Source organism: Sulfitobacter sp. G21635-S1 (genome assembly GCF_027213915.1).
Taxonomy (GTDB): domain Bacteria; phylum Pseudomonadota; class Alphaproteobacteria; order Rhodobacterales; family Rhodobacteraceae; genus Sulfitobacter.
The window spans coordinates 138,095-152,774 of record NZ_JAPWGV010000007.1 but is presented as its reverse complement, the minus strand read 5'-3'; the positions used below and the strand labels follow the sequence as shown (position 1 = coordinate 152,774).

Genomic DNA, 14,680 nt, shown 5'->3' with positions numbered 1-14,680 from the left:
TCCCCTCAGATCACGAATTGCGCCAGTGTTTCATCATTGGTGATGTCGGTATAGGTGAAACCGGCCTCGTCGATCCGCCGGAACATGGCCGGGAAATTCTCTGGCGCATCCGTCTCTATCCCGATCAGAACAGAGCCGAAGTTGCGCGCCGATTTCTTCATGTACTCAAACCGGGTGATGTTGTCGGCAGGACCAAGCCGGTCCAGAAAATCGCGCAGCGCGCCGGGACGCTGCGGCAGGCGCAGGATAAAGTACTTCTTCAGCCCCGCATAACGCTGCGCGCGTTCCTTGACCTCCGGCAGACGTTCAAAATCGAAATTGCCACCGGATGCGATACAGACAACCGTCTTTCCCTTGATCGCCTCTGCCACATCGCCCAGCGCCTCGATCGCCATGGCGCCCGCAGGTTCCAGCACGATCCCCTCAACATTCAGCATTTCAATGATGGTCTGGCAGATGCGGTCCTCCGGCAGGTCGATCACGTCTTCCGGCGACACATCCGCCAGACGCGCAAAGGTGCGCGCGCCAATCCGCGCAACCGCAGCACCGTCCACGAAGGAATTGATCGGCGACACATCCACCGGCTTGCCCTCTGCCAGGGCGGCGGCAAGGCTTTTCGCGCCGGAAGGTTCGACAAAGGTATAGGCACAATCAGTCCCGAAATAGCTGCGCGTACCGGCAGACAACCCGCCGCCACCAACCGGCAGGATGATGTGATCCGGCACGCGGCCCAGTTCCTGTTCGATCTCGACCGCGACCGATGCCTGCCCCTCGATCACGTCCTCATCGTCAAAGGGAGACAGGAAATGTGCCCCCTCCCGCGCACAGAACTCCTGTGCGGCCGTCAGCGTCTTGTCGAAATAATCTCCGACGAGCTTTACCTCCACCGCGCTGCCGCCGAACATCCGCGTCTTCAGGATCTTTTGCTCGGGCGTGGTCACCGGCATGAAGATGACGCCGTGCACATTGAAATGACGGCACATGAATGCAACGCCCTGTGCATGATTGCCCGCCGAGGCGCAGACAAAAAGCTGCTGATCGGGAATGACCTTTCGCATGGCGTTGAAGGCCCCGCGCAGTTTGTAGGACCGGACCGGGCTCAGGTCTTCGCGTTTGAGCCAGATGTCCGCCCCGAACCGCTCCGACAACAGCTCATTGCGCAAAAGCGGCGTGGCGGGAAATACCTGCCGCATCCTGGCCGTCGCCAATGTGGCCATCGCCTGAAAATTCTCTGTCATGCCACCTGTCTCCGGCTTGCGTTCAAACTCGATAGGCGCGCGGGCGGCACAGGTCAACGTGGCAAGCTGATCTTGCCCGTGACCGCAAAACCGGATACCCCGCGATCCAAGTCAGAAAGGAACCATCCATGTCCGCGCCCAAGAAAGTCGTGCTCGCCTACTCCGGCGGCCTAGATACCTCGATCATCCTGAAGTGGCTGCAAACCGAATACGGCTGCGAGGTCGTGACCTTTACCGCTGACCTCGGTCAGGGAGAGGAACTGGAACCGGCCCGGAAGAAAGCCGAGATGATGGGCGCTTCCGAGATCTACGTCGAAGACGTGCGCGAGGAATTCGTGCGCGATTTCGTCTTCCCGATGTTCCGCGCCAATGCTGTATACGAGGGGCTCTACCTGCTCGGCACCTCCATCGCCCGCCCGCTGATCTCCAAGCGTCTGGTGGAAATTGCCGCCGAGACAGGGGCCGATGCCGTGGCACATGGTGCAACCGGCAAGGGCAATGACCAGGTACGGTTCGAGCTGGCCGCCTACGCGCTGAACCCGGACATCAAGGTGATCGCCCCCTGGCGCGAATGGGATCTTTCCAGCCGGACAAAACTGCTGGAGTTTGCCGAAAAGCACCAGATCCCCGTCGCCAAGGACAAACGCGGAGAGGCCCCCTTCAGCGTGGATGCCAACCTGCTGCACACCTCCTCCGAGGGCAAGGTGCTGGAAGACCCGGCCATTGACGCGCCCGACTATGTCTATCAGCGCACTGTCGATCCGGAAAAGGCACCGGATCAGCCCGAATATGTCGAAATCGGATTTGAACGCGGCGATGCGGTCAGCATCAATGGCGAGGCGATGTCGCCTGCCACCATCCTGACCAGGCTCAATGAACTGGGCGGCAAACACGGTTGCGGGCGGCTCGACCTGGTCGAGGGGCGTTTTGTCGGGATGAAATCCCGTGGGATCTATGAAACCCCCGGCGGCACCCTGCTGCTTGAGGCACATCGCGGCATCGAATCCATCACGCTCGACCGGGGTGCCATGCACCTCAAGGACGAGTTGATGCCGCGCTATGCCGAACTGATCTACAACGGTTTCTGGTTCAGCCCCGAACGCACCATGCTGCAGGCCGCCATTGACGCCAGCCAGACCCATGTCACTGGCACCGTGCGTCTGAAACTCTACAAGGGTCACGTCCGGACCGTGGGCCGCTGGTCCGATCACTCGCTCTATTCAGAGGCGCATGTGACTTTCGAGGATGATGCCGGCGCCTATGACCAGAAAGATGCGGCAGGTTTCATCCAGCTCAATGCGCTGCGCCTGAAACTGCTGGCCGCCCGCGACAAGCGCATGAAGGGCTAAGGCCCCGACGCCAACACAAAAAAGGGCCCGGATCGCAATATCCGGGCCCTTTTTGGTGAATTTAAGCTTCAAGTTACCAAAACCGGAAACTCGTTAGGCGGCTGGTATCACTTAGCCTTGACGACCGTCATCACGAGGTTGCCATCCGGCTTGATCGGGCCGTCTTCCTTGGCGCCGAGCGTATATTCGAATACGCCGGTTTTCATGCCACCCGCTTCGGAGTGAACCATCAGCATCAGCATGTCGCCCGATGCAACGTCTTCCTGAAGGATCGCGGCGACATCCATGTTCTCGCCACCGCGCAGGGGGGCGTAACCTACCACAGGGCCCGGCTTCATATCGGCATCGGTGCGGTGCACCACCAGCCAGCCGTTTTCGCCTGCGACGACCTTGTCCGCGCTGACAACGCCATTCGACACATCCTGATCAGATGCCTCGACCATCGGCGTGGCATGCGCTGCGGCAAAAGCCACACCTGCTGTCAGGGTCAGTGCGGCAATCGAACTCGTTACATATTTCATCTCTGTCTCCCTCTTGATGTATGCCGCAGCCACGGAACGGGAGACGCAGAAGTTTCACGAAAACCGGATTCTATTTTCCGAGCCGCTGATTCCACAGTTTTTCGTAATGTGGCATTGCCCTTTCAGCCAGGGCGGCCTGTTCGGCGTCGAGCCTGGGCAAAGGCCCTTCTGCCCCGGCAAACCCCGTGCTCTGATGCACCGCGCCGTACCAATGGCTGGCCCAGATTCCATCTTCCGCCCTTGGCCCTGCCGGCCATTTCAACATCGCGGGATCAAACGGCAGATCAATAGCGGTACAAAGACCGCGCAGCGCCTTCTCGGGATCGGCACGAACATCGGTACTGTCGATCACAAGCCCGCCGATCCTGTCATACAGACGCGCCTGCTGGACAAATCCGATGTCTTCCAGCGTCGGCGCCTCGCGTTTGGCCGCATAGCTGGCAATCACCCGCGCGGGATGGCGCAGCAGGTGGACATGCACACATCCCTCGGCCCAGTCCATCGGCATGCCCGGCAACATGTGATGCGGCATATGCTTCATGTAAAGATGCGGTGAACCGCCCCGGGAACAGGCCGCCGAAACCTTTTCAGGGTCGGTTTCGTGGTGGGTGATGATGTCGTCCCGCATCGGATGGTCCAATTCGGACTGCACCAGATAGGCCGCGTAAAAGGGCTCGTCCATGACGGTGAAATCGGCTCTTGCGCCAAAACTGTACATCATCGCCGTGCTCAGATTGCGCGGCCCGGACCACATCGCGATGCGCATGGCAAATCCCTGTCTCAGATCAACGCTGCAAGCCCTTCGAACAGGCGCTGGACATGCGTTTCATCAGTCACTGTACCGGGTGAAATACGCAAAATCCGCCCCCTTGCGTCAACATGGACAGACCTGGCGCGCAACCCGTCTACAATGGCGACAGGATCACTTTCACCGGGCAATTGCAACATCACCGATCCGCCCCGGCGGTCCTCGTTTTCCGGGCTGGCAAGGGGCAGTCCCGCTTCTTCGGCGCATGCGATAACCTGCCGCGTCAGGCTGCGGTTATGATCCAGCAAACCGGTTTGCCCCGCCTGCCATTTCAGCGCGGGCACCGAGCCGACACAGGCCATGACAGAGGGCGTGCCATGTTCGAACCGCCGCGCATCGGGTGCATATTCGAACCCGTCCAGATCCCAGGAGAACGGGTTGTCCTGCGAGAACCAGCCCCGCAATTCCGGCTGGCACCGCTCGATCAGATCGCTGCGCATCTGGATGATGCCGGCACCCGGGGTGCCGCAGAGCCATTTGAGGGAGGTCGAAACCACAAAATCCACAGGGGTTTCGGCCAGCGAAAAGGGCAAGATCCCAATGCCTTGCGTCAGATCGACCCCGACAATGGACCCCATGCGCGCGCCATGGGCGCTAAGCGCTTCAAGATCGCAACGATGCGATGCCGTAGAGGTGACGAACGTCAGCAGCGCCAGCCCGACGTCGGGCCCCCAGGATGCCATCAAGTCTTCGTCCCGGACCCAGAATTCACCTTGCCGCAGCGGTACGGTCTCAAGCGTGTATCCCAGCCGGTCCGCCATGCCGTTCAGCAGGAAATGCAGCGAAGGAAAGCAATCCGCCCCGACCAGCACCCGTCTGCCGCGCAAGACTTCATCGGGCAAACCACCAAGGACTGAGAACAGCCCGGTTGTCACATTCTCTGCCGAAGTCAGCGTTCCCTCCGGCGCATCAATCAGGTCGCGCCAGAGGTCCAGAAATTCGGCGCGTGCGGTCAGCACCCTGGGCCATTGCGCATCGTCATGACGGCCCCAATCTTCGGCGAAACCTGTCAATGCAGCGGCCATATCCTTGGCCTTGCCCGGATATTGTCCGATCGAATGATACAGGAAATAGGCGGGATCAGCGGTCATGTTCAGTCTCTAATAAGGATAATAGGCAGGTTCGGGGTGATTACAGCCACTTCTGGAAAGGATCCGGCAAGGGGATCGCCTGCAACAACTCCTGCGTATAACGCGCCTTGGGCGCATCGAAAAGCAGTGCCGTTTCCGCCTCTTCGACGATGACACCCTGATGCAGGACAACCACCCGGTTGCACAGACGCCGGATCACGGAGAGATCATGGCTGATGAAAGCCAGCGTCAGACCCAGATCACGCACCAACTCCCCAAGCAGATTCAGGACCTGCGCCTGAGACGATACATCAAGGCCGGAAACAATTTCATCGGCGAGGATGAAATCGGGTTGCAGTGCAATGGCCCGGGCGATGCCGACCCTCTGGCGCTGACCACCGGACAATTCATGCGGATATCGGCGGGAAAAATGGCGCGGCAGCCCCACCATATCCAATGCTTCGGCCACGCGGCCGGGAACCCCGTCGAACCCATGCAGGTGCAGCGGCCCCGCGATGATCCCGCCCACCCGGCGGCGCGGGTTCAGCGATGACATCGGGTCCTGGAATATCATCTGGAAACGCCGCCGCAGGGGCCGCAGGGCATTTTCGCTCAGATGCGTGATGGTCTGCCCGTCAAAAACAACTTCGCCCGCAGTCGGCTCCAGCAACCGCAGCATGGCACGGCCCAGGGTCGACTTGCCGGATCCCGACCCGCCAACAATGCCCAGGACGGCCCCCTTGGGCACATCGAACGTCAGCCCTTTCAGGATCTCGATGCGCGGCGCAGGCCCTAACAACGGCTTTCGGGTCATGTCCGGCAGGGACAGATGCAGATCCTTGATCTGGTACATCATCGCGCGCGCCTCGCGTCATGCTGGGCCACTTCGGCCTCCACCCCGTCAATAACCGCCTGCGACACGGGCGTCAGGCTGCCGGTCGGATCGGTATAGGTCGGCGTTGCCGCCAGCAGCGCCGCCGAATAGGGATGGATCGGACGCATGAAGAACCGATGCATCCGCGCTTCCTCCACCACTTTTCCGGCATAAAGAACGCTGAGCGTATCACAGACTTTCGACACCACGCCGAGGTCATGGGTCACAAAAAGCAGCGCAGTCCCGTGGCGCGTCTGCATGTCCGCGATCAGGCGCAGGATCTGTTTCTGCACCGTCACATCAAGTGCGGTTGTCGGTTCATCGGCAATGATCAGACGCGGTTCCGCGGCAAAGGCCGAAGCGATCAGAATGCGTTGCCGCATGCCGCCTGACAGCTCATGCGGGTAATTCCGCATCACGCGCGCGGGGTCGGGGATGTGGACCTCTCCCAACAGCTCCAGCGCGCGGTCCTGCGCATCCTGCTTCGACCAGCCCAGGATATCGACCAGACGGCGTGTGATCTGCGGCCCGATCCGTTTCGACGGGTTCAGTGCGGTCAGCGGATCCTGCGGGATCAGCGCCGCCGTGACCCCGATGCGCCTGCGCCGTTCTGCCGGAGGCAGGGACATCAGGTCGGTACCATCCAGCCATATCTCACCACCCGATACGCTCAGCGCGCGCGGCAGGGTGCCCAGCACGGCCTTGCCGATCATGGATTTGCCCGCACCGGATTCACCGACCAGCCCATGCACCTGCCCGGCAGCGACATCCAGCGAGACCGACCGCAGGATCGGGCTGCCGTTCTTCAGCCGGACCGACAGGTTGCGGATCGACAGGAAACTTTTCATCTCAGCACCGGATCAAAGCGGTCTTTCAACCCTTCGCCCAATTGCGAGAAGCTGAGCACCGTCAGGAACAGGGCGATCAGCGGGAAGACCAGCACCCACCACGCCTGATGGACCGATGTGCGCCCCTCTGCGATCATGCCGCCCCATGTCGGGCTGTCGGTCGAGATCGACAGGTTCACGAAGGACAGGATCGCCTCGACGATCACGGCGATCCCCATTTCCAGGGTCAGCAGCACGACGATGGTGGGCAGGACATTCGGCAGGATTTCCGTCAGCATGATGCCAAACCTCTTGCGCCCGGCCACCTGTGCGGAGGCGACATAGTCCATCGCGCCCTGGCTCATTGCTTCGGCGCGGATCACCCGGGCAAAGCGGGTCCAGTCGATCACGACGATGGCAATGATGATCGACCACAGCCCCGGCCCCAGGACCGCAATCAGCAGAATGGCAAAAAGCACCGGCGGAAAGGCCATCCAGATGTCCACGAAACGGCTGATGATCCGGTCTGGCCAGCCGCGGTAATATCCCGCGATCAGGCCAAGGGCCGCGCCGATGATGCAGGTCAGCGTGCCTGCGATCATTGCCACCTCCAGCGCCAGACGCGCACCGTAAAGCATGCGCGACAGCACGTCCCGGCCAAGTGAGTCCGTCCCCAGCCAGAAGCCCGGCTCTGTCCCGCTTTCCCAGAATGGCGGCAACCGGCCCAGGAACAGATCCTGCATCAGCGGATCCTTGGGCGCAATCCAGGGGGCGAATACCGCCCCCAGCACCAGCAGGGTCAGCCATCCGCCGGATAGCCAAAGCCGCAGACCCACAGGTCGGCGCAGATCTCCGCGGGCGTCACGCATGGCGCAACCTCGGGTTCAGCACGACATAAAGCATATCGACGGCAAGGTTCACGAGGGTGAACAGCATGGCAAACAGGATCACGATGCCCTGTATCAAAGGCAGATCGCGATTGATCACGGCATCAATCGCCATGTTGCCCAGCCCCTCATAGCTGAACAGGCGCTCGATGATCACGGTACCGCCGATCAGAAAGGTGAACTGCACCCCGACCAGCGTCAGCGTCGGCAGGATCGCATTCGGCAATGCTTCGCGGGTGATGACATGGTTTTCGCCATACCCTTTGGTTCTGGCCAGGGTCACGTAGTCCAGATGCATGGTTTCCTTCAGAGATTGCTTGAGCAATTGCGAGACGATTGCAGCCAACGGGATCGCCAGGGCCAGGGCCGGCATGAACATATGCGCGGCAAGGTCGGCCATCACGTCGAAGCGCAGCCGCGCAATGGCCTCGAACAGGTAGAAATTGGTGGTGAAATCGACATTGAGCGCGGGCGAAATGCGCCCCGATATGTGGAACACCGGCCAGAACACCCCGAACAGCAGGATCAACACGAGCCCCCAGAGGAAATCAGGGATCGAAAGCGCCATTCCGGCAGTCACGTCGACCACGCCTTCGGTCTTGCCGTCGCGGAACCGGGTGCCGATCAATGCCAGCGTCACGCCCATCAGCACCGCCATCAGCAGCGCCATGATGGACAGTTCAAGCGTGGCCGGAAGCCGGTTGAGGACAAGCTGTGAAACCGGCTGGCGCAGGGAGATGGAGGTGCCGAAATCACCCTGCAAAACACCGCTCAACCAGATCAGGAACTGGTCAAAGATGGATTTGTCGAACCCGTATTGCGCCTGCAACCGCGCAATGTCGGCTTCGGTGGCCCCGGGTGGCAGCATCATCGCGATGGGATTGCCCGGCACCACCCGGATCACGACAAAGACAATCACCGCCACGCCAAACAGCGTGATGGCGCTGGTCAGCAGCCGCAGAAAGATCGTGCGCAGAAGTGTCATGGAAACCCGGAAAAAGGGGTGGGGCCGCGCAGGCGACCCCACCAGTCAGGAAGAAGCCTCAGGCCCGGGTCATCAGATGCGGCAACAGCGCGCCCGACCGATGCGGCGTCACCTTGACGCCCGACACGAAAAGGATCGGCTGAACATATTGCAACAGCGGGATCACCTCGGCGTTTTCGGCAATCATGCGGTCGACCGCCTTCCAGCCTTCGATACGCTTCTCCTCGTCCGCTTCAGCCCAGAGCGGGAGGATCGCGTCGAAAGTTTCCTGGCCGTCCCAGACCGAATGCGGCGAGGGCCCGAACATGGCATGGCCGGTGGAGGTTGACGGATCGCCAATCGAATTGCCCCAGTTGTAGAAAGCCGCGGGCGCAAGCGTGTCGGCGGCACGCAACTCGTAATGTTTGGCGATCTCATAGACCTCGATCTCCGCCTCGATCCCGACACGACGCCACAGCCCGACAATCGCCTGGATCATCTCGTAATCCTTGGGCTTGAACCCCTTGGTTGTCTGGATCTTGAACTTTACCGGGTTGTCGGGGCCGTAACCGCTGTCAGCCAGCAGCTTCTTTGACAGTTCCGGGTCAAAGGAAACCTTGGTGGTTTCGTCATAGGCGGTGTAATCCGGCGTCTGCAGCGTGTCGATCGGAATGCCATAGCCCGACAGCAAACGGTCAATGATCAGCTTCTTGTCGATGGCATGTGCAGCCGCCTTGCGCACGTTCGGATCGGTCATCACCTCAATGTCATTCAGGAAGATCATGCCGATGTCCGAAATCGGCTCTGCCACGCCATTGATACCATCCTTGGCCTTAAGCCGGTCGAACTCTTCATAGGGCACTTCAAGCGTCACATGGGAATTGCCGGATTCAATCTCGGCGACGCGGCTGGCCGCATCGGTCACGAACTTGATCGTCACAGACTTGAACTCCGGCGCACCGCCCCAGTAGTTTTCATTGGCCTTCAGTCGGACAAAGGCGTTGCGTTCGAATTTTTCCACCATGTAGGGGCCGGTGCCGATGGGTGCTGCCTCGAACCCTTCTGCGCCCACTTCCTCGTAATATTTCTTGGGCAGGACATAGCCGGTGAGAAAGCTCATCCATTTGAAGAAAGTCGGTTCAAATTCCTTGACGTCCGCCGTCACGCGATTGCCTTCGGCGGTGATGTTATCAACCTTGCCCCAGATGAACTGGATGGGGTTGCCGGTTTCCGGATTTGCAGCCCGTTGCAGCGACCATGCGACATCTTCGGCTGTGAAAGGATCACCGTTGTGCCATGTCACACCCTCGCGCACATCCATCCACAGTTTTGTGTTGTCCTCGTTCCAGCCCCAGTCGGTGATCAGACCGGACCCGAAGGACAGGTCGGGGTTCTGATGGATGAAAAGATCGAAAACCGATTGATAGAAACCCTGGATGGTCGGGTTGACCGCAGATGGCCCGACGGTCGGGTCCCAGCTGGGCAGGTTTACGTTATAGGCGATCACCAACTCGTCGATCTCCTGCGCAAAGCTGGGCAGACCGACGGTTGCAAAAGCGGCTGCCGCCGCTGATGTCTTGAGCAGACTTCTTCTTGAAAGTGACATTGTTCTTCCCCTGTTTTTCAATTTTTTAGTTTCCGACAAGTTTTCTGGCCAGAAGGGTGCCGGGTCCCGCTCCTGTGCCGCCACCGGGCCAGACTGCGGCGCCGGTGTGATAAAGATTTCTGATCGGCGTTGTCCCGTCGGCATAACCGCGTGCGGGACGGTTCATGAAATGCTGGTGCAGATGATGGCTGCCACAGACCTGATCTCCCCCCACGAGGTTGGGATTGTCCGCCTCGAACATATCCGGGGTAACCACGTGTTTTCCGATGATGTTTTCACGGGTGCCGGGTGCGTAACGCTCCAGGATATCCAGTGCGCGTTCCGCAAAGGGTTCTGCGGCATCCTGCCAGTTTCTGGCATCAATGGTGCCCGCTGCATCCCCCTTTATCTGGCCGGGGGCCATCCGCACCTGAAGCCAGAGAACATGCTTGCCCGCCGGTGCGCGCGATGGGTCCACAACTGTCGGCTGCCCGCAGACGATCACCGGCTCCTCCGGCAATTGCCCGGCCATGGCCTGCGCATAGGTTCGCGCCATCTGGTCCAATGAGGGCGCCAGATGCACATAGGCAAATCGTTTCAACTCGGCGGCGGGCCAGTTCGGCAAACTGTCCATGGCCAGATGGATCATCATCGTGCCCGGCGCATGCTGGAACGTCTTCATGGCGCGTTCGTGGCGGGGGTCGCCCGTGCCACCGGTCAATTTCATCAGGCCGCGCGGCGACAGATTGGCGATCACCGCCTTTTCCGCCCGGACCACTGTGCCATCGGACAATGTAATCCCGATCGCCCGCCCGGCGACCTGTTCGATGCTGCTGACAGATGTGCCGCACTGCACCGACCCGCCGCGCGCCTCGATCATCGCGACCATGGCGCTGGTGATCGTATCGGCGCCACCCTGCCCCAGCACCATGCCAAAGGCCTGACCTGCCATCCCCTCCAGATAGGGAAAGACAGCACCGCCCGCGATGTCGGGTGCAAAGTCCAGATGCATGCCCCAGGCGGCCAAAGTCGCCTTGACGTGATCGCTCTCAAACGTCTGATCCAGCCAGGCCCGCGACGACATCGTGAGGAACCGCGCCAGATCAAGCGATCCTGCCGTGCCGCGACGCCACCATGTCTTGCCCACAAGGGTGCCCAGCGCCCGCAGGTTCATCGGGCTGCCCAACACGCCGAGGATCGCCTCTGCGTCGGCGGGAAAACTTTCGGTCAGCTGAGTCCATGCCGCCGCATCCGTATCGGAAAACCCGCGTATCCTTGCGGTCGTGAGTGCCGCGTCGCTCGATACGCCAAGCCACCTTCCATCGGGAAACAGACTGGCAAACGGATTGGCTGTGGGTGCAAAGGCCAGCCCGTGCTGCGCCAGTTCCGCGCCGTGTTGCTGGTGAAAGGCCGAGCCGGCGAATAGCGACAGGTTCATCGCCGCCCAATCGTGACGGAAGCCCGGCAAGGTATATTCGCCGGTTTTCACCGCACCCCCCGGTTTGGCGTTCTGTTCGTAGATGGCAACCTTCCAGCCGCGCGACACAAGATGACACGCACAGGCAAGACTATTGTGTCCTGCGCCGATGATAATAGCGTCGGGATTCTGCGTCATGCGCTCAAGGCTCCTTGCATAAGATAATTGCAAACGCATGTAATTTTGTCTAGCATTGATTCATCTACTATAGCGTGAAGCCAAGCACGCAGATCCAGGGAGACGATCAAATGAACGCGACGGATGTTGTAAGCAATCTGGGGGCAATGCTGGCCTCCGGCGGTGTTGAGGTGGTTGACTGCACGGGTGTTCTCGGGCCGAATACCCCGATCCTGCAATTGCCGCCGGATTTTGCCAAGAACACGCCGAAAGTCGAAATTCACAAGATTTCCGAATATGACAGCGACGGCCCGTTCTTTGCATGGAACTGGATGGTTCTGGGCGAGCATACGGGCACCCATTTCGACGCGCCGCACCACTGGATCACCGGCAAGGACCACGCCGACGGATATACCGACAAGCTGGATGTGCAGCGCCTGATCGCACCGGTCAACGTGATCGACTGTTCCAGGGAAGCGGCAGAGAACGAAGACTTCCTCCTGACCGCCGACCACATCAAGGCCTGGGAAAAGGAACACGGAGAGATCAAGGCAGGCGAATGGGTGGTGATGCGCACCGATTGGGATTCCCGCGCCGATGACGAAGCCCGCTTCTTGAACGCGGACGACACCGGGCCGCACAGCCCCGGACCAACACCCGAAGCCATCGAATACCTGCTTGGCAAGAAGATCGTCGGATGGGGCACGCAATGCATCGGCACCGACGCCGGTCAGGCCGGCGGGATGGAACCGCCCTTCCCTGCCCATAACCTGTTGCACCGTGACAATTGCTTTGGCCTCGCATCCCTGGCCAATCTGTCCAAGCTGCCAGCCAAGGGTGCCGTGCTGATCGCTGCCCCGCTCAAGATCGAGAACGGCACAGGCAGCCCCATTCGCGCGCTGGCACTTGTACCCAAGGGTTAAAGGGTGGCGGCGGTCGATCATCTGATCATCGGATCAGGCATCAATGCCCTGGTCGCGGCGGCCATGCTGTCGCGCAAGGGTGACTCCGTGCTGATGATCGAACGCGAGGACAGGATCGGGGGCTGCATGTTCACCTCCGATCAGGTCACGCTGCCGGGGTTCCACCATGATGTGATGGCCGCGACCTTCGTTCTGTTCCTGACTGGCCCCGCGCATGAGGCTTTGGGCAGCGACCTGGCAAGGCACGGGCTTGAGTTTTGTCATACCTCGCACCCCACGGCCGTGCTCAGGCCGGATGGCAGCGCGCTGACCCTGACAATGGACCGCGACAGCAACATCAGAACCTTCAACAGCCGTTGCGCCGGTGACGGTGATCAACATGGCGCGGATGTGCGCGGGGTCGAACAGGACGCAGCCTTCCTCTTTGCCCTTCTGGGTCAGCCGCTCTGGTCCGGGAAAACGGCACTGTTACTGGCAAAACAGGCATGGAAGCGCGGTGTCGGCCCGCTGAAGACATGGTTCGGGGAGGCTCTGGAACCGACGCGCGGCTGGCTTGAGACGCGCTATCAAAGCGCCGATGTGCAGGCGCTTTGGGCGCCCTGGGTGCTGCACGTCGGCCTGACGCCGGAAGCCAGCTACAGCGGTCAGATGACCCGCGTGATTGCATTCGCGCTGGAGGCTGCGGGCGCGCCCGTGGTCAAGGGCGGCGCGGGACAGGCCGCTGCCGCATTTGCGTCTCTGATAAGGGCAAATGGTGGGGAAATCCGCACCGGGGTGGAGGCCGCCAGCATCCTGACAGAGGGCGGCAAAGCCATTGGCGTGCGCACCAGTGAGGGTGAAGAACTGCGGGCCCGCAACGTGATCGCCAGCACCGCACCCGGCCAGCTTTACGACAATCTGCTCAAGGCAGAACCGCTGCCTGAACCGAAAAAGAAATTCCGCCACGGGCGGGGCAACTTCCAGCTCCACTATGCGCTCGACGGACCGGTTGAGTGGGAGGCCGAGGGGCTCGAAGATGTCGCGCTGATCCACCTCGCCGACGGAATAGATTCCGTATCCAAATCCAGCAACGAGGCAGAACGGGGCATGTTGCCCGAAACGCCCACGATCTGTGTCGGGCAACCGCACCGGATGGACCCGACCCGTTGCCCCGAGGGCAAGGCGATCCTCTGGCTGCAGATCCCCGATGCCCCCCGCGTGATCAAGGGCGATGCGGCGGCAGAGATCGACACCACCCCCGACTGGACCGAGACCATGCGCGAAGCCTATGCCGACCGGATCGAGAACATCCTGAAACGGCACATCCGGAATTGGGATGACATCCGCCTTGCACGCAGGGCCTATTCCCCGGCGGACCTGGAAGACATGAACATCAACCTCGTCGGCGGTGACCCCTATTGCGGTGCCTGTACGATTGACCAATTCTTTGTCTGGCGCCCCTACGCCACGCAGTCTAACAACGCCACGCCGATCAAGGGGCTTTACCACATCGGTGCATCGACCCATCCCGGGCCGGGCCTGGGTGGCGGTTCGGGCTTCAACATTGCGAAAGGTCTGGGCGCATGAAGCCACAGGATACGGAAAAGGAATCTCTTCGACTGGGCGAAATGGGCCTGGAAAATTTCGCCCCCTATCTGATGAACCGCATTATTGGCCGCTACAATGCCTCGCTGTCCTCGGAAATGGCAGAGCTGGGGCTGACGACGCCGCAGATGCGGTCACTGGCGGTGTTGTCCGTCATCGACGGGATCCTTATTCGCGAACTTGCGGTCTATGCCGTGGTCCAGCAATCGACACTCAGCCGCGCCCTGGACGCGCTGGCCGTGTCCGGACTGATCCGCCGCGAGACCGACGAAAAAGACAGCCGCGCAACACGGGTGTTCCTGACGGAAGCGGGGCGCGAGGCCTATGACCGGCTCTGGCCCCATATGTCTGCCTCCTACGAGGCGATGTTCAAGGGCATCAGCGCAACTGAACAACGCAACTTTGTCGCCACGCTGCAAACCATGCTGCGCAACATACGGAAACACGACTTTTAAG

Annotated in this window: 14 protein-coding genes; 4 read left to right on the top strand and 10 right to left on the bottom strand. The window is 60.7% G+C overall.

The features are described 5' to 3' along the window. Window positions 1-5: 5 nt before the first annotated feature. Entirely contained in the window at window positions 6-1,238 is a 1,233-nt protein-coding gene (gene ilvA, locus O4H53_RS09530; protein WP_269363263.1) for a threonine ammonia-lyase IlvA, read from the bottom strand. A gap of 128 nt (window positions 1,239-1,366) precedes the next feature. On the opposite strand from ilvA, the gene O4H53_RS09525 reads away from it, so the two are divergent. Further along, window positions 1,367-2,587, top strand: a complete 1,221-nt coding sequence (locus tag O4H53_RS09525) for an argininosuccinate synthase (protein WP_114274004.1) — start codon at window positions 1,367-1,369, stop codon at window positions 2,585-2,587. A gap of 107 nt (window positions 2,588-2,694) precedes the next feature. Here O4H53_RS09525 and O4H53_RS09520 read toward each other — a convergent pair whose 3' ends face one another. The 9 genes from O4H53_RS09520 to O4H53_RS09480 all read right to left on the bottom strand — a co-directional run bounded on the left by O4H53_RS09520 (window position 2,695) and on the right by O4H53_RS09480 (window position 11,738). Further along, complete coding sequence (locus O4H53_RS09520; protein WP_114274005.1) at window positions 2,695-3,108, bottom strand: DUF7282 domain-containing protein; 414 nt, start codon at window positions 3,106-3,108, stop codon at window positions 2,695-2,697. A gap of 70 nt (window positions 3,109-3,178) precedes the next feature. Beyond that, window positions 3,179-3,874: an HAD family hydrolase gene (locus O4H53_RS09515; protein ID WP_269363260.1), complete on the bottom strand. Its 696-nt coding sequence runs from the start codon at window positions 3,872-3,874 to the stop codon at window positions 3,179-3,181. A gap of 14 nt (window positions 3,875-3,888) precedes the next feature. Next, complete coding sequence (locus tag O4H53_RS09510) at window positions 3,889-5,007, bottom strand: aminotransferase class V-fold PLP-dependent enzyme (RefSeq protein WP_269363258.1); 1,119 nt, start codon at window positions 5,005-5,007, stop codon at window positions 3,889-3,891. A gap of 40 nt (window positions 5,008-5,047) precedes the next feature. Beyond that, window positions 5,048-5,842: an ATP-binding cassette domain-containing protein gene (locus tag O4H53_RS09505; RefSeq protein WP_269363256.1), complete on the bottom strand. Its 795-nt coding sequence runs from the start codon at window positions 5,840-5,842 to the stop codon at window positions 5,048-5,050. Then, complete coding sequence (locus O4H53_RS09500; protein ID WP_269363254.1) at window positions 5,839-6,708, bottom strand: ABC transporter ATP-binding protein; 870 nt, start codon at window positions 6,706-6,708, stop codon at window positions 5,839-5,841. The genes O4H53_RS09505 and O4H53_RS09500 overlap by 4 nt, the downstream gene beginning before the upstream one ends. Then, window positions 6,705-7,556, bottom strand: a complete 852-nt coding sequence (locus O4H53_RS09495; RefSeq protein WP_269363252.1) for an ABC transporter permease — start codon at window positions 7,554-7,556, stop codon at window positions 6,705-6,707. The genes O4H53_RS09500 and O4H53_RS09495 overlap by 4 nt, the downstream gene beginning before the upstream one ends. After that, a complete protein-coding gene (locus O4H53_RS09490) occupies window positions 7,549-8,559 on the bottom strand; it encodes an ABC transporter permease (RefSeq protein WP_269363250.1) in 1,011 nt (336 codons plus the stop codon). Before O4H53_RS09490 ends, O4H53_RS09495 begins: the two co-directional genes overlap by 8 nt. Before the next feature lie 58 nt (window positions 8,560-8,617). Then, on the bottom strand, window positions 8,618-10,144 hold the full coding sequence (locus O4H53_RS09485; protein ID WP_269363248.1) for an ABC transporter substrate-binding protein: 1,527 nt from the start codon (window positions 10,142-10,144) through the stop codon (window positions 8,618-8,620). A 25-nt stretch (window positions 10,145-10,169) separates the two neighbouring features. Next, entirely contained in the window at window positions 10,170-11,738 is a 1,569-nt protein-coding gene (locus O4H53_RS09480) for a phytoene desaturase family protein (protein WP_269363246.1), read from the bottom strand. A 110-nt stretch (window positions 11,739-11,848) separates the two neighbouring features. Here O4H53_RS09480 and O4H53_RS09475 point away from each other — a divergent pair, with 110 nt between their 5' ends. The 3 genes from O4H53_RS09475 to O4H53_RS09465 are packed head-to-tail and all read left to right on the top strand — an operon-like array spanning window position 11,849 to window position 14,679. Beyond that, window positions 11,849-12,640: a cyclase family protein gene (locus O4H53_RS09475; RefSeq protein WP_269363244.1), complete on the top strand. Its 792-nt coding sequence runs from the start codon at window positions 11,849-11,851 to the stop codon at window positions 12,638-12,640. Between the two features lie 3 nt (window positions 12,641-12,643). Next, complete coding sequence (locus tag O4H53_RS09470) at window positions 12,644-14,206, top strand: phytoene desaturase family protein (protein ID WP_269363242.1); 1,563 nt, start codon at window positions 12,644-12,646, stop codon at window positions 14,204-14,206. After that, a complete protein-coding gene (locus tag O4H53_RS09465) occupies window positions 14,203-14,679 on the top strand; it encodes a MarR family winged helix-turn-helix transcriptional regulator (protein ID WP_269363240.1) in 477 nt (158 codons plus the stop codon). The genes O4H53_RS09470 and O4H53_RS09465 overlap by 4 nt, the downstream gene beginning before the upstream one ends. The last annotated feature ends 1 nt before the right edge of the window (window position 14,680 follow it).